This window comes from Streptomyces sp. NPDC059224 (assembly GCF_042754285.1).
Classification (GTDB): domain Bacteria; phylum Actinomycetota; class Actinomycetes; order Streptomycetales; family Streptomycetaceae; genus Streptomyces.
In genome coordinates, this window is the sequence record NZ_JBHZAN010000044.1 from 7,874 (window position 1) to 32,159 (window position 24,286).

The 24,286-nt window shown below is 72.0% G+C and carries 23 protein-coding genes; 7 read left to right on the top strand and 16 right to left on the bottom strand.

Going from position 1 to position 24,286, the window contains the following annotated elements:
* Positions 1 to 119: 119 nt before the first annotated feature.
* From ACFXI4_RS37110 to ACFXI4_RS37125, 4 genes are all read right to left on the bottom strand, one after another.
* Entirely contained in the window at positions 120 to 1,004 is an 885-nt protein-coding gene (locus ACFXI4_RS37110) for a geranyl diphosphate 2-C-methyltransferase (RefSeq protein WP_384999776.1), read from the bottom strand.
* Between the two features lie 75 nt (positions 1,005 to 1,079).
* Positions 1,080 to 2,132: a family 2 encapsulin nanocompartment cargo protein terpene cyclase gene (locus ACFXI4_RS37115; RefSeq protein ID WP_384999779.1), complete on the bottom strand. Its 1,053-nt coding sequence runs from the start codon at positions 2,130 to 2,132 to the stop codon at positions 1,080 to 1,082.
* Between the two features lie 20 nt (positions 2,133 to 2,152).
* Entirely contained in the window at positions 2,153 to 3,595 is a 1,443-nt protein-coding gene (locus ACFXI4_RS37120; protein WP_384999783.1) for a family 2B encapsulin nanocompartment shell protein, read from the bottom strand.
* 227 nt (positions 3,596 to 3,822) lie between these two features.
* Complete coding sequence (locus ACFXI4_RS37125; protein ID WP_384999909.1) at positions 3,823 to 4,830, bottom strand: zinc-binding alcohol dehydrogenase family protein; 1,008 nt, start codon at positions 4,828 to 4,830, stop codon at positions 3,823 to 3,825.
* Between the two features lie 150 nt (positions 4,831 to 4,980).
* Here ACFXI4_RS37125 and ACFXI4_RS37130 point away from each other — a divergent pair, with 150 nt between their 5' ends.
* Together ACFXI4_RS37130 and ACFXI4_RS37135 are read left to right on the top strand one after the other, a co-directional pair.
* Complete coding sequence (locus tag ACFXI4_RS37130) at positions 4,981 to 5,775, top strand: VOC family protein (protein ID WP_384999786.1); 795 nt, start codon at positions 4,981 to 4,983, stop codon at positions 5,773 to 5,775.
* A 46-nt stretch (positions 5,776 to 5,821) separates the two neighbouring features.
* Positions 5,822 to 6,523 (top strand): ribonuclease H, encoded by a 702-nt coding sequence (locus tag ACFXI4_RS37135; RefSeq protein WP_384999789.1) that lies wholly within the window; start codon positions 5,822 to 5,824, stop codon positions 6,521 to 6,523.
* 10 nt (positions 6,524 to 6,533) lie between these two features.
* Here the strand turns inward: ACFXI4_RS37135 and ACFXI4_RS37140 are convergent, their stop codons facing one another.
* Positions 6,534 to 7,355 carry a tyrosinase family protein gene (locus ACFXI4_RS37140; protein ID WP_384999792.1) on the bottom strand — a complete coding sequence of 274 codons (822 nt, stop codon included), beginning with the start codon at positions 7,353 to 7,355 and terminating at the stop codon, positions 6,534 to 6,536.
* 35 nt (positions 7,356 to 7,390) lie between these two features.
* Complete coding sequence (locus tag ACFXI4_RS37145; protein WP_384999795.1) at positions 7,391 to 7,804, bottom strand: tyrosinase cofactor; 414 nt, start codon at positions 7,802 to 7,804, stop codon at positions 7,391 to 7,393.
* Between the two features lie 340 nt (positions 7,805 to 8,144).
* Here ACFXI4_RS37145 and ACFXI4_RS37150 point away from each other — a divergent pair, with 340 nt between their 5' ends.
* From ACFXI4_RS37150 to ACFXI4_RS37170, 5 genes are all read left to right on the top strand, one after another.
* Positions 8,145 to 9,338, top strand: coding sequence for an FAD-dependent monooxygenase (locus ACFXI4_RS37150; RefSeq protein WP_362721984.1), 1,194 nt, complete (start codon positions 8,145 to 8,147; stop codon positions 9,336 to 9,338).
* Between the two features lie 110 nt (positions 9,339 to 9,448).
* Positions 9,449 to 10,942: an MFS transporter gene (locus ACFXI4_RS37155; protein ID WP_384999799.1), complete on the top strand. Its 1,494-nt coding sequence runs from the start codon at positions 9,449 to 9,451 to the stop codon at positions 10,940 to 10,942.
* Positions 10,939 to 11,577: a TetR family transcriptional regulator gene (locus ACFXI4_RS37160; RefSeq protein WP_384999802.1), complete on the top strand. Its 639-nt coding sequence runs from the start codon at positions 10,939 to 10,941 to the stop codon at positions 11,575 to 11,577. Before ACFXI4_RS37155 ends, ACFXI4_RS37160 begins: the two co-directional genes overlap by 4 nt.
* Before the next feature lie 77 nt (positions 11,578 to 11,654).
* On the top strand, positions 11,655 to 12,638 hold the full coding sequence (locus ACFXI4_RS37165; RefSeq protein ID WP_384999805.1) for an aldo/keto reductase: 984 nt from the start codon (positions 11,655 to 11,657) through the stop codon (positions 12,636 to 12,638).
* Positions 12,639 to 12,707: 69 nt separating this feature from the next.
* Positions 12,708 to 13,193: a DUF6328 family protein gene (locus ACFXI4_RS37170; RefSeq protein WP_384999808.1), complete on the top strand. Its 486-nt coding sequence runs from the start codon at positions 12,708 to 12,710 to the stop codon at positions 13,191 to 13,193.
* On the opposite strand, the gene ACFXI4_RS37175 is transcribed toward ACFXI4_RS37170, so the two are convergent.
* The 10 genes from ACFXI4_RS37175 to ACFXI4_RS37220 form a co-directional block, all read right to left on the bottom strand.
* The gene (locus ACFXI4_RS37175; RefSeq protein WP_384999811.1) at positions 13,178 to 13,846 is read right to left on the bottom strand and encodes a DUF2238 domain-containing protein; all 669 of its coding nucleotides are present in this window, start codon (positions 13,844 to 13,846) and stop codon (positions 13,178 to 13,180) included. The two genes, ACFXI4_RS37170 and ACFXI4_RS37175, sit on opposite strands and share 16 nt — an antisense overlap.
* An 89-nt stretch (positions 13,847 to 13,935) precedes the next feature.
* Complete coding sequence (locus ACFXI4_RS37180; RefSeq protein WP_384999814.1) at positions 13,936 to 14,361, bottom strand: SsgA family sporulation/cell division regulator; 426 nt, start codon at positions 14,359 to 14,361, stop codon at positions 13,936 to 13,938.
* Positions 14,362 to 14,424: 63 nt separating this feature from the next.
* A complete protein-coding gene (locus ACFXI4_RS37185) occupies positions 14,425 to 15,489 on the bottom strand; it encodes a hypothetical protein (protein ID WP_384999817.1) in 1,065 nt (354 codons plus the stop codon).
* A 46-nt stretch (positions 15,490 to 15,535) separates the two neighbouring features.
* Positions 15,536 to 17,152 (bottom strand): serine/threonine protein kinase, encoded by a 1,617-nt coding sequence (locus ACFXI4_RS37190; protein ID WP_384999819.1) that lies wholly within the window; start codon positions 17,150 to 17,152, stop codon positions 15,536 to 15,538.
* A 200-nt stretch (positions 17,153 to 17,352) separates the two neighbouring features.
* Positions 17,353 to 18,312, bottom strand: a complete 960-nt coding sequence (locus ACFXI4_RS37195) for a threonine/serine dehydratase (protein ID WP_384999822.1) — start codon at positions 18,310 to 18,312, stop codon at positions 17,353 to 17,355.
* An 81-nt stretch (positions 18,313 to 18,393) separates the two neighbouring features.
* Positions 18,394 to 19,395: a polyprenyl synthetase family protein gene (locus ACFXI4_RS37200; RefSeq protein ID WP_384999825.1), complete on the bottom strand. Its 1,002-nt coding sequence runs from the start codon at positions 19,393 to 19,395 to the stop codon at positions 18,394 to 18,396.
* A complete protein-coding gene (locus tag ACFXI4_RS37205; RefSeq protein ID WP_384999828.1) occupies positions 19,392 to 20,432 on the bottom strand; it encodes a tetratricopeptide repeat protein in 1,041 nt (346 codons plus the stop codon). The genes ACFXI4_RS37200 and ACFXI4_RS37205 overlap by 4 nt, the downstream gene beginning before the upstream one ends.
* Before the next feature lie 178 nt (positions 20,433 to 20,610).
* Positions 20,611 to 21,288 (bottom strand): AIM24 family protein, encoded by a 678-nt coding sequence (locus ACFXI4_RS37210; RefSeq protein ID WP_384999831.1) that lies wholly within the window; start codon positions 21,286 to 21,288, stop codon positions 20,611 to 20,613.
* Between the two features lie 56 nt (positions 21,289 to 21,344).
* Complete coding sequence (locus ACFXI4_RS37215) at positions 21,345 to 22,688, bottom strand: CAP domain-containing protein (protein WP_384999834.1); 1,344 nt, start codon at positions 22,686 to 22,688, stop codon at positions 21,345 to 21,347.
* Between the two features lie 163 nt (positions 22,689 to 22,851).
* Positions 22,852 to 24,090 carry a serine hydrolase domain-containing protein gene (locus ACFXI4_RS37220; protein WP_384999837.1) on the bottom strand — a complete coding sequence of 413 codons (1,239 nt, stop codon included), beginning with the start codon at positions 24,088 to 24,090 and terminating at the stop codon, positions 22,852 to 22,854.
* Positions 24,091 to 24,286 lie beyond the last annotated feature (196 nt).

The window sequence follows — 24,286 nt, forward strand, 5'->3', positions numbered from 1 at the left end:
TCTCCGCCTGCCCACTCCTCAACCCCCCCCCCTGTAACACCGCCGCCGGCGCCCTCCCCCCCCCCGGCCGCGGCGGGGCGGCCCCCCCCCCCCCCCCCCCGCGCCCGCGCCGTCCCGGGTCAGACCCGGTCGGCCACGATCAGCAGGTACTGGAAGCTGCCGTTCTTGTACGCGGTGAGGAAGGCGTCCTCGATCCCCGTGACCAGGTGGTCGGCCTGCTTGCGCAACTCCCAGTACGGGATGGCCGCCTCGGTGAGGTCCTCCACATGGACCGGCACCAGCCGGTTGTTCGCCATCGCCCGGAAGTACTCCGACCTCGGGTGGATGTCGCAGATGTAGTGGGCGTTGATCAGGGAAACCTCGCGCGAGGCCTGCCCGTAGGCGTTGTTGTAGCAGCCGGTGACGGTGACGTAGCGGCCGCCGCGGCGCAGCAGCCGGGCGTGCTCGGCGAAGAGCAGCTCCAGCTCGACGTACATCGTGGACTCGTTGTTCCAGGAGGCCGCGTACGCGCCGGTCTCGAAGCCGGTGTCCAGCATGTTCCGGTGGTGGTAGCGGACCTTGTCGCCGACCTCCCGCTTGCGGGCCATGTCGTTGGCGAAGCCGGCCTGCTTGGCTGAGATGGTGACTCCGTCGGCGTGGCAGCCGTAGCGCAGGTTCGCCACGATGCTGCCGCCGCCCCGGCCGCAGCCGGCGTCGAAGACCCGGTCGTCGGCGGTGAGCGGTCCCAGATGCCCGGCGAGCAGCTCGGCCTGCGCGTGCTCCAGGCGGTGCAGCTCGCTGGTGACGCGCTCCCTGCGCAGTTCGGGGTCGGTCTCGTCGAGCACCGACCAGTCGGCCTCACCGATGCCGTAGTGGTGGTGGTAGAGGTCGTCGATCTTTCCGAGTTCGAGGTTGACCGGGTTCTCCTCGGCGTTCCAGTACTCCGCGACGCTGTTCTGGTACCTGGACTGGGTCGGTACCGGGGCTGACGTGGTGGTCTTCCGAGCGACAGGCGCAGTGGTCAACAGGTTCTCCTCGAAGTGTTTCTGACGGTGTTTCGGGTGGTGCCGGTGGTGCGGGTGGTGCGGATGGACCCGCCGCTACCAGTAGTCGGGCAGGTGGTAGCGGTTGGTGTTGGTGGAGTGCCATTCGTGGTTGCCCGAGACCCAGGCGGCGAGGCCCTCCGCGTAGCGTGCGAGCAGCGGCGAGCCGGCGGCCAGCGCGGCCGACTCCTCCTCGAAGGCGTCCATGATCCGGTTGTGGATGTCGACGGACTTCAGATAGGCCGCCTTCAGCCCGCGCCGGTCGTTGGCGGCCACCACCTGGGGCAGGTTGAGGTGGTCCGGATCGCTCGCCAGCTCCTTGGTGAAGGAGTACAGGTCGTTGACGATCGTGGTCGCGTTGCAGGCCAGCGCCGTGATCCGCTGGACCTCCGGGCGGGCGTAGAGCGGCTCGGGCAGTTCGTAGCCGTCCACCGCGTCCACGATCGACAGACACGGCCGGAAGTTGTTGAACTGCCGCATCACCAGGTACTCCCAGACCCGCGGCATGTACCCGGTCTCCATCCAGGCGGCCTCGCCCAGGTACCCGAGGTGCAGCCGGGCGACGTCGTGCACGAACCGGTCGGTCTGGCTGGGGGTGGCGAACTCCGCGAACTCCGCGAGGGCGAAGTGGTACGAGCGCAGCGGACCGTCGGACCGGATGCCCTCGCGCCACTCCTCCTCCAGCTCCGGGACGCCGTGGTACGGGTCGAGCGCCGACTGGGCGATGATCAGCGGGCCGCCGAGCCCGCGCCGGGAGCCGCCGCGCCCCTCGTCCTCCTCGCAGTAGCAGGAGTCCACGATGTTCTCGGCGAGCAGCAGCTTGCCGGCGACGGTGAGCCGGTCCAGGTCGAGACCGCCCGGATGCTGGAGTACGACGGCCCGGCCGAACTGGAAGCCCGAGAAGTCCCCCTTCCAGGCTTCCGGGAACAGGTCGAGTTCCCGTGCCCAGGTCTCCAGGCGGAGGTCGAGTTCGGCGGCCTTCGCCGGGTCGGCGGGCACCGCCGGACGGTAGTGCAGTCCGGGGACCGCCCCGGTACGCCTGGCCGGGAGCAGACTCCGCGCGATGCTCGGCGGCCCGGGCGGGACGTAGGAGGTGGTGGGTGTGGTCATGATGACTGTGCTCCAGGCCGTCAGTCGGCGGTGCGGCCGAGCTGGACGTTCTCCAGGATCCCGGCCGCGTCGGGGACCAGGATGGCCAGCGAGTAGTAGGCGGTGACCAGGTAGTTGACGATGGCCTGCTCGTTGACGCCCATGAAGCGGACGTTCAGGCCGGGCTGGAACTCCTCGGGGATGCCGGTCTGGTAGAGGCCGATGACCCCCTGGTCGGCCTCGCCGGTGCGCAGCGCGATGATGCTGCTGGTGTGGTCGTCGCTGACCGGGATCTTGCTGCACGGATAGATCGGGACCCCGCGCCAGGCCGGGATCTCGTGCCCGTCGATGTTCGCGCTGGGCGGCACGAGGCCGCGCCGGTTGCACTGCCGGAAGAACGCCGCGATCGCTTTGGGATGCGCCAGGATCACCTTGGTCTTGCGGCGCATGGAGATCAGCTCGTCCATGTCGTCCGGTGTCGGGGGGCCGGTGAAGGAGCTGATCCGCTGCCCGTAGTCGATGTTGTGCAGCAGCCCGAACTCCCGGTTGTTGACCAGTTCCCACTCCTGGCGTTCACGGATCTCCTCGACCGTGAGGCGCAGCTGCTGCTGGGTCTGGTCCATCGGGTTGTTGTAGAGGTCGGCGACCCGGGAGTGCACCCGCAGGACGGTCTGGGTGAGCGACAACTCGTACTCGCGCGGCGCGAGTTCGTAGTCCACGAAGCCGCCCTGCAGGGTCGGCTCGCCCCGGTGGCCGGCCTGTACCGGCACCTCGGCCTCGCCCTTGCGGTTCATCGGCAGCCGCTGCCGGTCGACGTACGCCTGGAGATGCGCGCCCAGCGACGGCACCCGGTCCATGATCTCCTCGACGACCGTCCAGGGCAGCGCCAGCACCACCCCGGCCGTCTCGGCCCGGACCGAGGTGAGCCAGAGCGGGTCGGTCTGGCCGACCGCCTCGTCGCCCATCTGGTCGCCGTCCGTGACGACTCCGACGACCTCTTCCTCGCCGTACTTGCCGGTGGCGAACCGGATGAAGCGGCCGTGCACGACCAGGTAGGTCTCGGTGACCGGTTGTCCGGCCTCGAACAGCACCTGGCCGGCACGTACTTCGCGGGGCTGGAACCGCTCGGCGATCTGGGTCAGCGCGTCCAGGTCGCCGTAACCCCGCAGGACGGGCAGCTCGGTGAGGGTTCCCGGGATGACCCGGATGTCGTCGCCGCCGTTCTGCTCGAAGCTCACCCGGCCGCGTCCGGTGCGCAGCTGGAGACGCCGGTTGACCCGGTAGGCGCCGCCCTTCACGTCCACCCACGGCAGCGTCTTCAGCAGCCATCGTGAGGTGATGGCCTGCATCTGCGGTTCGGACTTGGTGGTCGTGGCGAGCTGACGCGCCGCCCGGGTGCTCAGACTGGTGAGCTCCGCGTCGGTGGTCGGATCCGGCTCGGGCTCGTCGACGGCGGAACCGATGACGCTGTCCGGTGTGGACACATTCCCTCCAGCAGAGAGGCGAACAGAGGTGACCCGGAGGGTCGGTGGTGTGCGAGGTGGCGCTGCGCCAGGACCAGCCAAACAGCCGTGGTGATCTACGGGTACGGCGTGAAAGGGGCGGTTGCGCGCCTTGGTTGTGCAAACCCGATGTCCGGGGTGGAAAAGGTGGTGTCTCCTGATCGTGCGCCGTTGATCGCTCCGGTGCCCGGGTGCGGCGCGGGTTGGACTCAGGAAAGGTCGTTGACCAGCACCGCGGCCCCGTCGAAGCGCCCGGCCTTCAGGTCCCGCAGGGCCCGCGGGGCCTCGGACAGCGGGTAGGCGTGGGTGGTCGCGCGCACCTGGTGCCGTTCGGCCAGGGCCAGGAACTCCCGCCCGTCGTCCCGGGTGTTGGAGGTGACGCTGCGCAGCTCCCGCTCGTAGAACAACTCCCGCTCGTAGTTCAGCGCCGGTACGTCGCTGAGGTGGATGCCCGCCACCGCCAGCACCCCGCCCCGGTCCAGGGCGCGCAGCGCGACCGGCACCAGAGTGCCGACCGGTGCGAACAGGACGGCGCTGTCCAGCGGCTCGGGCGGCGCCTCGGAGGCACCCCGGGCCGAGGCCGCGCCCAGCTCCAGGGCCAGCCGGCGGGCCTCGGCACCCCGGGTCAGCACATGCACGGTCGCGCCTTCCGCGAGCGCCACCTGCGCGCACAGGTGGGCGCTGCCCCCGAAGCCGTACAGGCCGAGCCGGCCGCCCGGCGGCAGCGCGGCCCGGCGCAGCGCGCGGTAGCCGATGATCCCGGCGCACAGCAGCGGGGCGAGCGCCACGTCGTCCACGGCGCCGGGCAGCCGGTAGGCGAAGTCCGCCGGCACGGTCGTGTACTCCGCGTAGCCGCCGTCCGCGTCCCAGCCGGTGTACTCCGAGTGCGGACACAGGTTCTCGGCGCCCCGCCGGCAGTAGGCGCAGGTCCCGTCCGTGCGCCGCAGCCAGGCCGCCCCCACCCGGTCGCCCACCGCGAAGTCCGCCACCCCGGTCCCCAGGCCCGTGACCTCGCCCACCACCTCGTGCCCGGGCGTCACCCCGGGCCGGTGGACGGGCAGATCGCCCTCCGTGACATGCAGATCGGTCCGGCACACCCCGCAGGCGCGCACCCGGACCAGCAGCTCACCGGCCCCGGGGGCCGGTACCGCACGCTCGACCAGGCGCAGCGGATCCGCCTCCACCGGTCCGGGCCGCTCCACCGTCCACGCCCGCATCACGTCCGCCATGCCGTGCCCCGTCCGCCGAAGGCCACCCGGTCGTCCTTCCCAGTGTCCGCCGGAGTCCGGTGTTCGGCGCGCGGGCGGTCCGCCGGATGGCTAGCGTGAGGAACCGGGAGAATCCGTGCGATCGGAAGGGCCGCGGGCATGGCGGTACAACCCGAAGGAACCCCCTGCTGGGCCGACGCCATGTTCAGCGACCTGGAGGGGGCCAAGAGCTTCTACGGCGAGGTCCTCGGCTGGACGTTCGGCGAGTCGGCGTCGGAGTACGGCAACTACACGCAGGCCTACGCGAACGGCAAGGCCGTCGCCGCCGTCGTACCGCCCATGCCCGGCCAGGAGGGACAGTCGCAGTGGTGTCTGTACTTCGCCTCGCCGGACGCGGCGGCCGTCGCCGCGCGGATCCGGGAGAACGGCGGCGAGGTGCTGATGGAGCCGATGCAGGTCGGCGACTTCGGCACGATGTGCCTGGCGCGCGAGCCCAGCGGCGCCGTGTTCGGCATCTGGCAGGGCGGCGTCCACGAGGGCTTCGAGGCCACGGCGGTGCCCGGCGCCTACTGCTGGGCGGAGGTCTTCACCCGCGAGCCCGCGAAGGCCGACGCCTTCTTCACCGCCGTCTTCTCCTACACGGCCCGGCAGGTCGAGGACGACAACGTCGACTTCCGGATGTTCGACGTGGGCGGGAACACGGTCCTGGGCCGGATGGGGATGACCGACGACTTCCCGCCCGAGGTGCCCTCGTACATCAATGTCTACTTCACCGTCGACGACTGCGACGAGGCCGTCGCCAAGGCCGTCAAGCAGGGTGCGGTGCTGCGCTTCGGCCCGATGAGCAGCCCCTTCGGCAGGTTCGCGGCGCTCACCGACCCGCAGGGCGCCAACTTCTCCGTGATCGACATCACCACCACCGAGGGCGAGCAGCCTTCGGTCAAGGACGTCTGACCAGGGCGGACCCGGGCCACGGCCGGGGGCCCCGGCCGGCCGTGGCATGATCGGGCCCATGCGTGAACGAGTGGTGGCCGCGTGCGACGGGGCTTCAAAGGGAAACCCGGGACCGGCCGGCTGGGCCTGGGTGGTGTCCGACGACGCGGCGACTCCGGACCGCTGGGAGGCCGGCCCGCTCGGCAAGGCCACCAACAACGTGGCCGAACTGACCGCGCTGGAGCGGCTGCTGACGGCCGTCGCCCCGGACGTGCCGCTCGAGGTGCGGATGGACTCGCAGTACGCCATGAAGGCGGTCACCACCTGGCTGCCCGGCTGGAAGCGCAACGGCTGGAAGACCTCGGCGGGCAAGCCGGTCGCCAACCAGGACCTGGTGGTCCGCATCGACGCGCTCCTCGACGGCCGCACGGTCGACTTCCGGTACGTGCCCGCCCACCAGGTGGACGGCGACCCGCTGAACGACTTCGCCGACCGCGCGGCCAGCCAGGCGGCGACGGCCCAGGAGGCCGCGGGCAGCGCCCTCGGCTCCCCGGTACCGCCGCCCTCGCCGACCTCCGCCGCCTTCGCCGGGGCCCCGCGCCGCAAGGCGGCACCGCGCAAGAGCGCCGCCGGCGGCGCCTCGTCGCGCACCATCAAGGCCAAGTTCCCCGGCCGCTGCCTGTGCGGCCGCTCCTACGCGGCGGGTGAGCCGATCGCGAAGAACGGGCAGAGCTGGGGCCACCCGGAGTGCCGAACGGCGGACGCCTGATCAGAGGCGCTCAGGCGTCGAACGTGTAGAACCGCGTGTGGTCGAGCAGGTCCGCCGGCCGCACGTCGTTCCACGGCTTCATCGTCTCGTTCAGGTCGACGACGTCCGGCGTCCCGCCGCCCGGCACGTAGGCCGACTGCGGATGCCGGCGCTGCCACTCGGCCCACAGCTTGTCGATGAAGGCGTGGTGCAGCCAGAACACCGGGTCGTTGGGGGAGACCCCGGTGGCCATCTGCCCGCCGACCCAGACGTGGACCCGGTTGTGCAGATTGACCCCGCGCCAGCCCTCCAGATGGTTCCGGAAGCCGTCCGAGGCGCTGTTCCAGGGCACCATGTCGTACGTCGGCATGGCCAGCACCGATTCGACCTCGGCCCGGGTGGGCAGCTCCCGCACGCCCGTCCCGAGCGCCCTGCGCAGATAAGTACGCCCGTCCACCCGGACGTTGAGCGGCCATTTCCCGCCCGCCGCGGCGAACGGCCCGTCGGTCACCCGTCCGTCCGAGCTGCGCCCGGTGCCGCCGAGGAAGTCCGGCGCCCACAGCGCGGCACGGACGGTGCGGTCGGTGCTCCAGTCCCAGTAGGGCAGTGCCACCGAGGAGTCCACCGACTGCAGCGCCTGCTCGAAGTCGAGCAGGAATCTGCGGTGCCAGGGCAGGAACGACGGCGAACGGTGGCCGGTGCGTTCCGAGTCGTCGGTGTCGGACATGATGAAGGCGTTGTGCGTGCGCACGAAGTCGTCGTACCGGCCGCTGCGCTTCAGCTCGATGACGGCGGCGACGAAACGCCGCTTCTCGTCGGCGGACAGACTGGCCTGGTTCTTGCGTATGGTCATGTGCTTCGGAACTCCGGAAGTCCTTGCGCGGGTGGTCAGTTGGCGGGAAACGGCAGCAGTGGCGCGCCCTGCAGCTCGTCCACCGCGGCGCGGGCGGCGGCACGCGGGGTGCGCACCGGCTCGTAGTGGCTGACCACGCTGATCCAGCTGCCGTCCGCATTCCGCATGACGTGCAGCCCGACCCCGTCCACGGACACCACGTAGCCGGCGCCGTGTCCGTGGTGGTGACCGCCCGTGCCGCCCATGTTCCCCATGCCGCCCGTGCCGTCCGTGCCCGCCGGACGGCCCTGTATCCGGCGGCCCTTGTAGACCTCGTCGAAGGGTTCGAGGGCTCCCTCCTGGGGGTGAGCTGCGGCCGGGGTGCCGGAGGCGATCAGGGCCGTGGTGCCAGCCGTCGCGGCGAGGGCGGCCGCGGCGGTGAGTGCGCGACGCCGGGTGAGTTCGGGCATACGGATGCTCCTGTGCTGGGTGCGGGTGATGACTCCGTATGCCTATCCGCCGGTTTCCGAGTGGGAGAAATCGCCCGGATCGGGTTGGCTACGATCAGGACAATTGACTACATGTCATACAAGATTTAACAAAGATGATCTTGCTGCGGCGGGTGGGTCGCATGTACCGGAACGGGGAATTCCTTGCCGGGTCGAGGGTGTTTCCGGTGATCTTTCGCAACGATCCACTGCCCGGGTGGCGTGGCTCACGCCGTCAATCTGGCGTGATCCGAAAACCCGGCCGGCCCGCCTCCGTTGCTACCCTGCGGTGCCAATTGAACACATTCGGTAGTTTCCGGGGGTGCGTGTGAAGGTCGTCTGCGTCGGAGGCGGGCCCGCAGGCCTGTATCTGGCAATCCTGCTCAAGCGGCAGAATCCGTCCCACGACATCACCGTCCATGAGCGCAACCCCGAAGGCTCGACCTACGGCTGGGGCGTCACCTGCTGGCGTGCCCTGATGGACCGGCTGCACACGTACGACCCCGAGTCGGCGCGTGCCGTCGAGGAGAGCTCGGTGCGCTGGAACCAGGGCGTCGCCCACGTCCGCGACCAGGTCACCCGGCGGCCCGGCGACCCGGGCCACGGCATCGGCCGCCACCGCCTCCTGGAGATCCTCGCCGCCCGCGCCCGGTCCCTCGGCGTACGACTGGAGTTCGAGAGCGAGATCACGCCCGACGACCTCCCCGAGGCGGACCTGGTCGTCGCCGCCGACGGCATCCACAGCGCCCTGCGCGCACGGCACGCCGACGCCCTCGGCGCGGAGGCCACCGAGGGCCGCAACCACTACGTGTGGCTCGGCACCGCCAAGGTCTTCGACTCCTTCACCTTCGCCTTCGCCGAGACCGAGCACGGCTGGGTCTGGTGCTACGGCTACCCCTACGACGACGGGCACAGCACCTGCGTCATCGAGTGCGCCCCCCGGACCCTCACCGGCCTCGGCCTCGACACTCTGAACGAGGCCGACCAACTGGCCCTGCTGGAGAAGCTGTTCGCCGGCATCCTGGAGGGCCGGCCGCTGATCGGCGGCTCCTCGGCGACCGCCTGGCCCACCTTCCGCACGGTCACCAACCGGACCTGGCACCACGGCAACCTCGTCCTGCTCGGCGACGCCGCCCACACCACCCACTACTCCATCGGCGCCGGCACCACCCTCGCGCTGGAGGACGCGATGTGCCTCGCCGACGCCCTGCGCAGGCACGGGGCCGTACCGCAGGCCCTCGTCGCCTACGAACGGCAGCGCAGGGCCGAACTGGTCTCCGCCCAGAGCGCCGCCCGGCTCAGCGCCCAGTGGTACGAGAACCTGCCCCGCTACATCGACCTCCCGGCGCACCGCATGTTCGCCCTGCTCGGGCAGCGTCACTCGCCGCTGCTGCCGTACGTGCCCCCGCAGATCTACTACGGGATCGACAAGGCGGCCGGACGGCTGGAGGTGTTGCGCCGGTTCAAGAGGTGGGCCGGGCCACGCGCCGCGCGCGCCCTGCACTCCCGGTCCTGAGCGCGCGCCGCGGCGGCCCGTCGAGGGCGGCACGAGTTGGTGAAAGGCGATTCACTCGATAGGGTGAATTCGTATTCACCTTCATATCTGTGCCGCACGCAGGAGCCCCGATGGACCACCCCGCCCCGACAGCCGGCCCCTCGGGCTCGTCCCTCGCACCGCCCCGGCTGCGGGAGCGGCTGACCATCCCGGTACTGGCCTTCGGCGGGATCCTGATGGCCGTCATGCAGACGGTGGTCGTCCCTCTGCTCCCGGACCTGCCGAGGCTCACCCACTCCTCGGCCGGCGCGGTCTCCTGGATGGTGACCGCGACCCTGCTCGCGGGAGCCGTGCTCACCCCGGTGCTCGGCCGGGCCGGCGACATGTACGGCAAGCGCCGGGTGCTCACCGGGGCCCTCGCGCTGATGACCGTGGGCTCCGTGATGTGCGCCCTGTCGTCCGACATCACGGTGCTCATCGTCGCCCGCGCCCTGCAAGGCGCCGCCGCCTCCGTCGTACCGCTGTCCATCAGCATCCTGCGCGACGAACTGCCGCCCGAGCGGCGGGGATCGGCGGTGGCGCTGATGAGCTCCACCGTCGGCATCGGCGCCGCGCTGGGCCTGCCGCTGGCCGCGCTGGTGGTGCAGTACTACGACTGGCACACCATGTTCTGGCTGACCAGCCTCCTCGGGGCGCTGGGCGTGTCGGCCGTGTGGTGGGCCGTGCGGGAGTCACCGGTGCGCGAACCCGGGCGGTTCGACGTGCTCGGCGCGCTCGGCCTGGCCGTCGCGCTGACCTGCCTGCTGCTCGGCGTCTCCCAGGGCGGCCAGTGGGGCTGGGGCAGCCCGCGGGTGCTCGGACTGTTCGCCGCCGCCGTCCTCGTCCTGGCCCTGTGGTGGTGGCAGCAGCTGCACACCGAGCAGCCCCTGGTCGACCTGCATCTGGTCTCCCGGCCCCGGGTCGGCCTGTCCCATGTCGCCGCGCTGCTCACCGGGTTCGCCTTCTACGCCAACTCCCTGGTCACCGCCCAGCTGGTGCAGGCGCCGAAGGCCACCGGGTACGGCCTGGGCCTGTCCATCGTCGCCACCGGCCTGTGTCTGCTCCCCGGCGGCATCACCATGCTGCTGTTCTCGCCGCTCTCCGCCCGGATCTCGGCCTCGCGCGGCCCGCGCGTCACCCTCGCCCTCGGTGCCGCCGTCATCGCCTGCGGCTACGCGGTGCGCATCGCCGACAGCCGCGACCTCTGGATGATCATCCTGGGCGCCACCGTCGTCGCCACCGGCACCACCCTCGCCTACTCCGCGCTGCCCACGCTGATCCTGCGGGCCGTCCCGGCGGGCCAGACCGCCTCCGCCAACGGCGTGAACGTCCTCATGCGGACCATAGGCCAGGCCACCTCCAGCGCGGCCGTGGCCGCCGTCCTCACCCATCACACCAGCCTCGTCGGCGGTGCCCAGCTGCCCACGCTGCACGGCTATCTGCTGGCGTTCGCGATGGCCGGCGTCATCGCCCTCGCCGCCAGCGCCGCAGCCCTGTCCATACCCGGGGACAAGGCCACGGACGACGCCCCGCGCGCCAAGGCCCGCACCCGGGGCGCCCGGGACGACGCGCTGGAGGGAGCATGAGTGCCGTGAGCACCCGACCCGACGCCGGCGCCGGTTCCGCGCCCGCCCCCGCCCGCCGCGACGCGGAGGCCACCAAGGCCGCCATCCTCAAGGCCGCCCGCCACCTCCTCGCCCGGCACGCGCACGCCGACATCACGCTCAAGGACGTCGCCGACCGCGCCGGGGTCAGCGCGCCGCTGATCCTCAAGTACTTCGGCAACAAGGACAGCCTGTTCGCCCGCGTGATGTCCTTCGACACCGACGCGGCCGCCCTGCTCGACGCACCCCTGGACGACCTCGGCCGGCACATGGTCCGGCACGTCCTGGAGGGCCAGCGCGACCGGGGCGCCGACCCGCTGCTGCGGATCGTCTTCGCCCCCCTGCACGGCGACCACGGAGACGTGCTGCGCGCCAACTTCCGCGCCCAGGTGGTCGACCGCGTGACCGCCCGGCTCACCGGCCCCGACGCCGGACTGCGCGCCGAACTCGCCGTCGCCCAGCTCATCGGCCTCGGCGTGATGTACGGCATCGCCCGCGGCCCAAGGCTGCGCGACTCCGCGATCGACGACCTCGCCGACCGCTACGGCCCGGCCGTCCAGGCCCAGTTGACGCCCTGGTCAGGGTCCGCGGAGCGGCCGGGCAAGGGAGGTCCGTGACCGGCCCGAGACCCGGGTTCCGCCAGGCAGGGCAGACCCCTGACACCGTTGTCGGCGGTGGGTGGCAGACTGGCCGCATGGACGAACGTGTAATCGGCAGGTCGCAGCAGTTGGCATCCGTCGTCGGCCTCGGCACCTGGCAGCTGGGCGCCGACTGGGGCGACGTGGACGACAAGGAGGCCCTGGCCGTTCTGGAGGCCGCGGCCGAGTCGGGGGTGACGTTCTTCGACACCGCCGACGTCTACGGTGACGGGCGCAGCGAGCAGACCATCGCCGCCTTCCTGCGCGGCAGGCCCGATCTGCATGTCATGGTGGCCACCAAGATGGGGCGCCGGGTCGACCAGATCCCGGAGAACTACGTCCTGGACAACTTCCGCGCGTGGAACGACCGGTCCCGCCGCAACCTCGGCGTGGACCGGCTGGACCTGGTCCAGCTGCACTGCCCGCCGACCCCGGTCTACTCCTCGGACGAGGTGTTCGACGCCCTCGACACGATGGTCGAGGAGGAACGCATCGCTTCCTACGGCGTCAGTGTCGAGACCTGCGCGGAGGCGCTCACCGCGATCGCCCGCCCGGGCGTGGCCAGCGTCCAGATCATCCTCAACCCGTTCCGCATGAAGCCGCTGCGCGAGGTCCTGCCGGCCGCCCAGGAGGCCGGCGTCGGCATCATCGCGCGCGTGCCGCTCGCCTCCGGTCTGCTGTCCGGCAAGTACACCAAGGACACCGTCTTCGCGGCCGACGACCACCGCACCTACAACCGGCACGGCGAGGCCTTCGACCAGGGCGAGACCTTCTCCGGCGTCGACTACACGACGGGCGTCGAGGCCGCCGCGGAGTTCGCCGCGCTCGCCCCCGAGGGGTACACGCCGGCTCAGCTCGCCCTGCGCTGGATCATCGGGCAGCCGGGTGTGACCACGGTGATCCCGGGCGCCCGCAACGCCGAGCAGGCCCGCGGCAACGCGGCCGCCGCCAAGCTCCCGGAGCTGCCGGCACAGACGGTCACCGCCATCCGCGACCTCTACGACCGCCGGATCAAGGACCAGGTCGAGAGCCGCTGGTAGCCCGGACCGGGTCATTGGGACGACGGGCCCGCCGGTTTGAACGGCGGGCCCGATGGTTACACGCTCCCCATGACCGACCAGGAGCGGCGGCAGGGGCGCGACGAGAGCGAGGAGGAGCGTGCCGACCGGATGTGGGGCGACCTCATCCAGGAGGTGCGCGTCGCCCAGACCGGCGTGCAGATCCTCTTCGGCTTCCTGCTCACGGTGGTGTTCCAGCAGAAGTACGCCGACCTCTCCGACGTGGACCGGACGATCTACATCGTGACCGTCGTCCTGGGCGCCGCGGCCACCGGCGCCCTCATCGGCCCGGTCTCCCTGCACCGGCTGCTCGCCGGCCGCCGGGTCAAGCCGCAGGCGGTGCGGCTGGCCTCCAGGCTGACCCAGACCGGGCTGTTCCTGCTGCTGACCACCATGGCCTCCGCGCTGGTGCTGATCCTTCGGGTCGCCACCGGCGGCAGCGATGTGACCTGGGTGGTCGCGGCCGTCGTCGCCTGGTACCTGGTGTGCTGGTACGGCCTGCCGCTGTGGTCCCGGCACCGTCACACCACCCGCTGAGCCGCCTCCAGGGCCCGCAGCTGACGGTCGTGCGCCCGGCTCAGCAGCAGCACCGACACCGTGGCCCCGACCAGTGCGCAGAACATGTCCCACTGGGTGTCCCAGACGTCGCCCTGGGTGGCGAGGAAGGCGTCCGCGCCGTGCCCGCCGATCACGGCGGCCAGCCATTCCAGCAGCTCGAAGAAGGCGCTGAAGGCGAGGCAGGTGCACACCGTCAGCGAGGCCAGCCAGCGGCTGCCGCGCAGCGGTGAGGTATGGCTGAGCAGCTCACGGACCAGGACCGCCGGTACGAACCCCTGCATGAGGTGGCCGAAGCGGTCGTAGGGATTACGGGACAGCTCAAAGGTGTCGCGCACCCAGTCGCCCACCGGCACCTCGGCGTAGGTGTAGTGGCCGCCGACGGCCAGCACCAGCGCGTGCGCGGTGAGGAGCCCGGCCAGCAGTCCCGTCAGCGGGAAGCGCCGCCAGGTCAGCGCCACCAGTGGCAGGCCGACCAGCACCCACACCGTCTCCAGGAACCAGGTCGTACGGTCCCGGGCGCCCCACGCCGACACGGTCATGCCGGCCGCCACCACCCCGGCGTACAGGGCGGGCGGAACCCGGGGCGGCACACGGTGCGGGACGGGGCGCGGGGCGGGGTGCACTGCGGTCATGGCGGACTCCTCCTCGTGGGAGCACCATCGTGGCCGCGGCGTGCGGGCCCGGGCATGAGTACGCCTGCTCAGCCGGGCACCGTGGTTGCTCAGCCGGTGGCGAGGATCTCCGCCAGCAGGTCGTCCACGCGGATCTCCTCCCGCCCGGGCGGGACGGCCATGTACGTGTCGCTCAGGAACGACGCCAGCGCGGGCGCCCAGGCGAACACCACCGCGTGGTGCCGTTCGCCGCCGGGCAGGGGATCGCCGAGGAAGTCCATCCGTACTTCCCTCCAGCGCCCCTGCCGTACCGGACGCAGCCGTACGTCGCCGGCCCCGACCGGCTCTCTCAGGCCCTCGTTCAGCATCTCCCGGTCCAGTCGCCATCGGGCGAGCACCCGGCCGTCCAGGGTGAACAGCGCGGTGACGGCGAACGGGTCTTCGGCGTCGTACGACAGATGGGCGAGGACGGGGCAGCGGGCCGTGCCCTCGGCGCGTAGCTGCACCACCAGGGTCCTGTGCACGATGGGGTTCACGCGAGAGACCTCCGAGAACGATCGGCTTGGTGCCCTCTAGTACCCCTCTCACATGAGAATCGCTCAATCGTGAGCGGATTCCGCGGCGGAATTCACCGAGGAAGGGCGCTTGCCTCCGCGCAGTGCGGCCAGACAGGAGCCGATGGCCTGCTGGAGTTCCTCCAGGCGCCGCACCATGTCGTCCTCGTAGAAGTCCTGGGCGTCGTCGAAGGTCAGCTCCTCGAACGCCCTGGTCGCCTTCTGCAGGCCGCTGTAGAAGCGGGTGCGCTGCTCCTGGACGCGGAGTTCGGGGTCCGTCTCGACCGTCTCGACGACCAGGTTCTTCATGGTGTCGTAGGCCTCGGTCGCCCACTCGCCGGTGTCCTCGTCCTCGTCCAGCTCGTCGAGGAGCGACAGATGGCGCTCGGCCTCCTGCCGCAGTTCGACGGGGGCCTCGACCGTCTGCCCGGCGGGTGTCCTGATCTGTCCGGACTCGGCGATCTGGCGGACGTATCCGATGCGGTCGGCCGAGCGGCTCTCGGAGGCGACGGCCCTCTTCAGGTCGGCGGTGCGCACCACGTCACGGGCCAGCACCGTCTGCAGGTCCGGGTCCTCCTTGATGCGGTCCAGCAGGGCCGAGCGGGCCGCGCGGGCGGTGGAGGGGTCGGCGAGGATCGCGGCCCGCAGGGCGGTCGGGTTCTCGGCCACCTCCAGGGCCTTGGTGGGCCGGATGCCCTCGGCCTCGGCGGCCTGGCTGATCGCGGTGCCGCGCTCGGACGTCGCGCTGTTGCGGGAGACGTAGTAGTCCAGCCAGACGTCGGAGTCCGGCAGTTCGGCCTCCTGGCCCGGGGCGAGAGCCTCGAAGTGCGGGACCACACCGTCGTCGGCGGCCCTGTCCCAGGCCTTGTAGTAACGCATCACCCGCTCCGGGGAACAGCCGGCCAGCTCGGCGAACTCCTTGGCCGACACCTTCGGCGTCTCGTCCGCGCCCTGCCCTCCCGGTCGCACACTGCGGGCCACCATCAGCCCGAACGTCCAGCCTCCGGTGCGCACATAGGCGCCGAACTCCCGGGCGTCCCGCGCCACGAGGTCGGACAGGGGAGCCGGGGAGGCGCTGGACGTCCGGGACGGGTCGATCGCTAGGGTCACGGAGGACACTCCTGGAAGCTGCCGGGCTGACGTACCGACGGGCAGCCTATATCGGCGCAAACGTGGCCAGGAACGTCTTCTGCGCCAGGGTGGTCGCGGCGTCGTTCCAGGTGGCGGCGGGGGCCGTGAACCGCAGCGAGAAGCTGCGGCCGCCGCCCAGCAGGAAGCCCCGGCCGAAGGTGCGCACCCGGTCGGCGCCCGTGCCCGTGAGCCACTGCATGTCCGCCGCCTTGTACCCCTGGTAGGTGGTCGCGACGATCCCGCCGATCCGCCGGTAGCCGTCCAGCTGCTCCAGCCCCCGCTCCACGTCGTCCCGCCAGATCGCGACCGGGTCCGGGCCCGCCTGGGTGCTGTAGGTGACCGCCAGCGTCCGCGGGTCGTCACCGCCCGGGCCGAAGGTGACGCGATAGGCGACGTCGTCCCGGGCGGTGTCGAGGCGCTTCCAGCCGGTCGGGAGCGCCACGGAGAAGCCCTCCGGGGCCGTGTAGCGGTGGAACCCGGCGGGCAGGGCACCGGCCGTGGCCGACGGGGAGGGCGACGGCGCCGTCTTCGAGGGAGAGGGGGGTGCGGAAGCGCGGGCGGACGGGGAGGGCGACGCGGCGGGGGCGTTGCCGTCCGTGCGGTCGCCCGGGTCCGGGGCCGTCGCGGTGGCGCTCGGCGCCGGGCCGCCCGAGGAGTCCACGCCCGGGAGTCCCTGGGTGGCGGCGAGCACCGCGACCGACACGGTCACCACGGCCAGCGCGGTCCCCCCGATCATCGTGGTCCGGCTCCACCCCGACGCCCGCGCCGCCACATAGGCGCCGCGCAGCCGGGGCACGGGGGCGGGCTCCCCGATCGCGCCGGGGTCGTCGTTCACCACACGTGTCAGCGCCTGGCGGACCACCGGCCGGCTCAGCCGCTCACGGGAGTTCTTGCGCAGCAGCCCCTGGACGACCTGGGTCAGCGGACCTGCCCGCAGCGGTGTGCGCAGCGGCAGCCGGTCCACGCCCTTCAACGTGGCGTCGGACCGGCCGCGGTCCCGGAACGGCGGCCGTCCCTCGACCATCGTGTAGAGGATCGCGCCGAGCGCCCACAGGTCGGCGGCCGGGCCGATCCGCTCGTCCCTGGCCTGCTCCGGCGAGGCGTACGACGGTGCGGTGACCCGGGGGGCCAGTGTCGTGCCCGCCAGGCCGAACCCGGTGATCACCACCGGGCCCTCGTCCCGGACGAAGATCTGGCCGGGGCTGAGTTCGCCGTGCGTGTAGCCCTCGCCGTGTGCGCCGTCCAGCACGTCGAGCACGTCGAGGGTGATCCGGGCGGCCTGTGCGAAGCCGAACGGGGTCTGCCGGACGAGCAGTTCACTGAGCGGTGTGCCGTCGATCAGCTCCGTGACCGTCCACAGCGTGCCCGCTTCCACGAAGGCGTCGATCACCATGGCGACCCGGCCCGGCCGCAGCGCGCCCAGGACCTCGGAGGTCCGCAGGATGCGCGAGGTCGTCCGGCGTACCACGTCGTCGGTGAGGGCGTCGGGGAGCACCGTCTGGGTCACCAGACGTGGACGTTCGGTCTGCACGTCCTCCGCGTACCAGCTGACGCGGTTCGGCTCGCGGTCGGCGACCTCGAGGAGCCGGTACCGGCCGGCGGCCAACTGTTGTGCGGAGACATGCGCCTTGACCATCGTCATCCCTCGCTGGAACCCCTGCCTCGTCTTTGCCCAGTGGTACGCGGGAGCCGCCCGGGTTTGTTCAAAGAATCTGCAACTCGAAGTCCCTTCTTGCCTTTTATTCAATTGGCGTCCCCTACCGGGGACTTGAGGAAAACGGCCGGTGACCGGGCTGCGACCTGCGGGTAACCGACGGTAGAAGCCCGGCTGCGGTCCGCCGCTCAGCGCAGCCCGAAGCGGTCGCTCCACTCCGCGATCTCGCGATGGGTCACATTGCCCCCGCACACCACCAGGCCGAGCCGGGCGCCGTCACCGACCCGCTCCAGCACCTGCCGGGCAGCGGGCAGCAGACAGCCGGCGGCGGGCTCGGCCCACACCTTGGCGTGCTCGGCCAGGTGCAGACTGCCCCGCACGGCCTCCCGGTCCGGGACCACCAGCACGTCCTCCACCAGTGCCGACACATGGTCGTACGTCAACCGGGACGCCGACGGGGCACTGAGCGTCGTCACGATCGACGACACCGCGACCGGCAGCGGGCCGCCCGCCGCCAGCGCCTCGGACAGGGTCTCGGAACCCTCCGTCTCCACCCCCCACACCCGGACGTGCGGACGCCGGGCGCGCAGCGCCGCCGCCACCCCCGCGATCAGTCCCCCGCCGCCGATGCTGACGAGCACATCGGTGAGCTCGTCCGCGTCCTCGGCGAACTCCAGGCCCACCGTGCCCTGCGCGGCGATCACCACCGGGTCGTCGAAGGGGTGGACCAGGGTCAGCCCCTCGTCCCGCAACCGCGTCACCAGCTCGAACGCCGAGTTCATGCCGTCGGTCAGCCGCACCGACGCCCCCGCCTCCTCCACCAGCCCGATCGACCGGGCGGGCGCCGTGCGGGGCATCACCACGGTCGCCTTCACGTCGAGGGCCGCGGCCATCACCGCGAGGGCGATGCCGTGGTTGCCGCCGCTGACGGCCACCACACCCGCCGCGCGCTCGGCCTCGGTGAGCGACAGCAGTTTCGCCGTGGCCCCGCGCGCCTTGAACGAGCCCGTCCGCTGGAGGAGTTCGAGCTTGACGGTCACCGGGACGCCGAGCAGTTCCGCCAGCCCCGGACTCGGGACGGTGGGCGTGCGTACGACGTGCCCGGCGATGCGCTGTGCCGCGGCTTCGATGTCCGAGATGCCGATCAAGGCGGTTCACCCTTCCGGCGCGGGGGTGGAGACCGCGCCACTCGCACCCTGACCCGAGGACACGGCGCAGGTCAACACGGTTCAGAGGTCCCTGCGCACCAGGAAGTCCAGCAGGCCGCGCAACTCGGCCGACGCGGGCGACGGCCCGGCGAGCAGCGCCTCGGCCCGGGCGGTGTGCCGGCGGGCCTCGGCGAGCGCGGCGGCGCGTCCGCCCGCCTCCTCGATCAACACGGCCGCCTCCGCGGCGCGGGCCGGCGTGTCGAGAAGGGGGGCGAGCCGGGTTCCGGCGGGCGATCCGAGCGCGGCGAGCACCGGATACGTCTTCTTCCGTTCCCGCAGATCGCCGTGCACGGGCTTGCCGGTGACGGCCGGGTCGCCCCAGATCCCCAGGACGTCGTCGACCAGTTGGAACGCCACGCCGAGATGGCGTCCGGCCATGTCCAGCGCGGCCACCGTGGCGTCGGGCGCGCCGCCGAGCGCGGCGCCCAGCGCGAGGGCGCACCCCAGCAGCGCGCCCGTCTTCCGCTCGGCCACCGTCCGGTACTCCCGCACGGACACGTCGGTCCAGGGCCGCGCCGCGAACAGCAGGTCGTCCGCCTGCCCGTGGACCAGGTCCGCCAGGGCGGCCGACAGCAGCCGCAGGGTCCCGGGGCCGCCGGGAGCGCCGGCCAGGGTCTCGACGGCGAGGGCGAAGAGGGCGTCACCGGCCAGTACGGCTGCTCCGGTGCCGTACGCCTGCCAGACGGCCGGGCGGCCGCGCCGGGTGGCGTCACCGTCCATGATGTCGTCGTGCACCAGCGAGAAGGCGTGCACCAGTTCCACCGCGACGGCCGCCGGAACCCCGCGCTCGGCGGGTGCGCCGGCCGCCTCAGCGCCGAGCACCGCCAGCGCCTGCCGGACGCCCTTGCCGGAGGGGGCGGCGGCGGGGGAGCCGCCTGCCTCGCACCAGCCGAACGCGTACCCCGCCATCTCGCCTACCCAGGGGTGCAGTCGTCCCACCGCCGTCGCCAGTGCCGGCCGCACCAGATCCCGGCAGCGGACGAGGACCTGCGGGGGAGCGGCGACGGGCGCGAGCACGGTCATCGGACGGCCTCCGTCGCGACGCCGAACTCGGCCTGGGCCCTGGTCACCATCTCCCGGGCGTGCCGCAGACCGGCCCGCTCCAGCACGTCCGCGAGGTCGGCGAGTTCGGCCGCCGTCTCGGCGCGGTCACGGCCCAGCCGGGCCAGCGACTTGGCCAGGCCGAGCCGCGCCAGCGCCTCCCCCCGCGGCTCGCTCATCGCGCGGAACTCCGTGAGCGCGAGCTCGTACATCGTCCGCGCCTCGGCGTAACGCCCGGCCCGGTAGTAGACGTTGCCGCGCATCTTGTGGTTGTAGGCCAGCGCGCTGGACAGGTTCATGGTCCGGCAGGACCGCTCCGCCTCGGACAGCAGCGTGAGGGCCCGCTCGCTGTCGCCGTCCCGCACCGACACGATGTCCGCGAGCCCGCGCAGCGCCCAGGCGTGCCCGCGCCGGTCCTCCGCCCGCGCCGCTATCCCCGCCGCCTCCTCGAAGAGCTCGTAGGCCCGGTCGTAGGAGCCGGTGTTGCGATGCATCTGCGCGATGCCCTCCAGCGCCCACACCGTGTGCCGGGCCTCACCGCGCCGCCGGGCCTCGGCGAGCAGTTGCTCGTGCAGCCGGCCCACGGCCGCGTAGTCACCCTGGATACGGCCGGTCTCGGCGAGTCCGGCCAGCGAGTAGCCGCGTACGACGACGTCCCCGCCCCGCTCGCCGAGGCCTGCCGCCAGCCCCAGCAGCCGCCGGGCCAAGGGGAACGCGCCGCGCTGCCGGGCCAGGGTGCCGCCGCTCCACAGCGCCCACGCCATCGCGGCCGTGTCCCCGGCCGCCCGCGCGGCACGGTAGCTCGCCTTCCAGGCCCGGTCGGCGTCCTCCACCTGGCCGAGGCGCCGATGTGCCTCGGCGACGGCCAGTCCGCAGCGCGCCTCCTCGTCGAGACGGCCGGACCGCTCGGCCTCCCGCAGCCGTTCGACGCCCTCGGTCAGCACGTCGACCAGGGAGGAGTTCACGGACAGGGAGGTCAGCGCGCCCTGGTACTCCGGGGCGAATGCCTTGCCGTACATGCGTGCCTCTCTCGCATGGCACATATACACCCTGTGTATACGTGACGTGTATACATGCTGTGTATAGTGCGCCCGAAATGTGCCCTGGCCGCAGGGGCCAGGGCTTCACTGTTGTGAATCAAGACGTCGGTACGGCCGTCGGGGTTGCCTGCGTGGCGTGGATCACCGCGCGAGGGTGTCAGTGCTGCTGGGCCTTCTGCGGGGTCACCTCGCTCGGTCGCACCACGACGTGTCCCTGACCCTGGAGCATCAGCTGGACCGCTTCACCCGAGCCGCCGCGCAGCATCGACCCGATGGACTGCGAACGGTGCAGCGAGGTCTGGAGCTGGGCCGTCCAGCCCACCACCGCGTCCGTGTCGACGTACACCGGTGCCTGCGGCGACACCGGTATGACCAGCGGATTGCCGTCGCAGATCAGCCCCAGCCTGCCGTGTCCGGTGAACACGCTGTTGAACAGGCCGCCGCCGGCGATGCCGGACCCCTTCACGGTCTTGATCTCGTACGCCAGCGAGGCGTCGAAACACAGGACGTTGCGGCCGTTGACCGTGAACTGGTCGCCGGGCTCGACCTCGACGATGAAGCAGTTCTGTGCCTCGTGCGCGAACCAGGCCTCGCCCTGGCCCTGTACGGACATCAGGGGCAGCCCCTCGCCGGTGACCGCGCGCTTGAGCATGCCGCCCACGCCCTGGCCCTTGCGCTCGAACCGCAGATTGCCGCGGTGCGCGATCATCGCGCCCTGGCGCGCGAGCATCTCGCCGTTCACGGCGTACCGGACGCACTTGGCGTTCTCGATCGTCATGCCCGGCTCGACGGCCGGCTCCACCATGTGCTGACTGGAAAAGAGATCACCCTTCATGCCGGGCATGGTGTCCCGGACGGACCCGTTCCGCCAAGATCACGGACCGTATCGGTTCAGGCACCGAAGAGTTGGGTCCAGTACGTGCCCGCCCGGCCGCCGCCCGCGAAGCCGGTCCCGATGTGGGTGAAGTCCGGTCCGAGGATGTTGGCCCGGTGGCCCGGGCTGTTCATCCAGCCGTCCACCACCTCGGCTGCCGAGCGCTGACCGCAGGCGATGTTCTCGCCGATGGTGCGCCGCCGGGAACCCGCGGCGGCGGCCCGGTCCCAGGGCTGGGTGCCCTCGGGGGAGGTGTGCGAGTAGAAGTCCCGGGCCGCCATGTCCGTGCTGTACGCCTGCGCGGCCGTGGCCAGGTGCGGGTCCACGGTGAGCGGCCGCAGCCCGGCCCGGGCACGCTCGCGGTTGGTGAGGTCGGCCACCTCGGTACGGGTGCGGGTCAGTTCGGCCGGGGTGAGGGGCCGGGCCCACAGTGCGGTCCAGTAGGTGTCCCCGTCCCGCGGGCCCCGGACGTGCGCCAGGCCGGCATGGGTGAAGGCCGGGTCGAGCAGGGTGCGCCGGGCACCCTCGGTGCGCAGGCAGTGGTCGAGGAACTCGGCCGGGGTGCGCGGGCCGGAGACGAGATGCTCGCCGACCGTGACGTACGCGAATCCGGTGCGGCCGATCCGCTGGTGGAGCGAGACGCCGTCGGGGCTCTCGGTGACCAGGCGGCCGGCGTCGGCCATCGCGGTGGCATGGGCGAGGGCGGCGGAGGTGAGCCGGGCGTCCGGGGCGACGGGCGGCCGGCCGGCCCGGCCGCGCGCGGAGTTGACCAGGCCCAGCAGACCGTCCGGGTCCGCGGGGGCGGCCGCCGAGGGCCGGGGCGGTGCGGCCGCGGTGCGCTGAGTGGGGATCGTGGGGCGGGGCGCCGGGGCCGGCGGCCGGTCCTCGACGACGTCGACCCCGAAGTCCCGGGCCAGGCCGGCCAGTCCGTCGGCGTACCCCTGTCCGACCGCACGCAGCTTCCAGCCGGTGCCCCGGCGGTATATCTCGGCGAGCAGCAGCAAGGTCTCCGTCTGCGGGCGCGGCGGGGCGAACCTGGCCAGCGTCCGGCCGAGGCGGTCGGTGACGTGCAGCGTGGAGGCGGGCAGCCGGCCGAGCGGGGTGCCCGGCTCGGCGCCGGTGACCGTGAGGGTCACGCGCTGCGCGCCGGTCCGCAGTCTGGCCGGCTCGACGGTCAGCGTGTCGCCGCGCAGCCGGACACCGGGCGCGTCCGGCTGGTTGTAGAAGACGAAGTCGGTGTCGCCGCCGACCTTGCCGCCCTCCCCGGTGATCAGTGCCGAGACGTCGAAGGGACCGGGCACCCGCAGCGTCAGCGCGCCGTCCGGAAGAGGCAGATTGCCCCCGGGGACCAGCTCGCTCATCGCGCCGCCTCCGTGAGGTCAGGGGCCGAACGCCGCGCCCGGTGGGGAAGTCGCCGGTAGAACGTCCGGCCCGGGCACGAGGTTCCCCTACCGGGCCGAGGCGCCGCACGGGCGGCCGGCGCCTCGTGGCCGGTGCTGCCGGGCTGTCCGACGGGGCCCGCCGCTACTGCTCCCGGGGTGCGGACGGTGCGATGTCCTCCCGCTCCGGCGGTGTCGCGGCGCTCCGCGTCCCCTTCGCCGGTGCCGCCTGCTTGCCGCAGAACGCCGGCTCCAGCGAGTCCGCCAGCGTGTTGAGCACGGCCGAGTTGTTGGAGGCGTTGGCCAGCGCGGTCAGGCTGCGCTTGCCGTCCTTGGTGGTGAACGCGTACGTGTAGTAGCCCTGCACGGCGCCTGTGTGGCCGTACACCGAGATCCCGCAGGACAGATCGCGGCGGCGCAGCCCCAGACCGTAGGAGGTGGTGGAGTTGACCCGGGTGAAGCGCTCCATGTCCGCGAGGCGCGCGGCCGACATGAGTTTGCCCCGGACCAGCGCCGAGTAGAAGGTGTCGAGGTCCCGGGCGGTGGAGATGATGGCGCCCGCGCTCTGTGCCCAGGACGCCGTCTGGTCCGTCGCGTCGACCGGTTGCGCGCCCGCCCTGTCCGCGGTGAGATAGCCGCTGGCGTGCTGCCCGGGGATCTTCGTGCCGGGGTGGACGTAGAAGGTGTCACGCAGTCCCAGCGGCTCGAAGACGCGGTTCTCGTACTCGGTCCGCACGCTGTGCCCGGTGAGCTTCTCGATCAGCATCCCGGCGACCACGAAGTTGGTGTTGGAGTACGAGTAGGCGGCGCCCGGCGCGTTGGTGCGCGGCTTCCGAAGGGAGAGGTTCACCAACTGGCGGTAGGTGAAGACCTTGTTCCGGACCGTCTCGAAGCCCGACACGCTGTCGGCGAACATGTCGTTGGTGTAGTCGTACAGCCCGCTGCGGTGGCCGAGCACGTGCCGCACGGTGATGCGGTCGTCGGGCAACAGCCCGGGCAGGTAGCGGTTGACCGGTGCGTCCAGGGCGAGCCTGCCCTCGTCGGCCAGTTGCAGGAGGACGACCGCCGAGAACGTCTTGGTGACACTGCCGACGCGGAACCGGTCGCCGGTCATGATGGCACGCCGGGTGGTCCGGTCGGCGACGCCCCGTGTCGTCTTGTAGACCTTCGCGCCGTCGTCGATGCGCGCCATCGCGCCGGGTGCCCCCTTGGCCACCACCGAGTTCAGCACCGCGGCCATGCCGGCGGTGTCCGGCGCCGGCAGGGCGGCGGCCGGCCGTGGCTCCGCTCCCGCCTTCCTGGGCGCCGCCTGGGCCGGTACCGCGAGCAGTGACAGCGCCACCGCTCCGTGCACCGCGCTTCTGCTCACCTTTGCCGAGACCATCCGGACCCTGCTCCTCTCTGTCTGCCTCCGATGCGAGATGGGTCACATTCGGTTCGGGGAACCCTCTCGCATCCCGTCACCTCTCCACAGTCGACGCACAGTTGGTCACCCTGCGATCACCACGCGGTGCGCCTTCGCAAAATATTGCCCGGAAGCGCAAGAAAAGCGATGAATTGTGCTTTACATGGACATGACT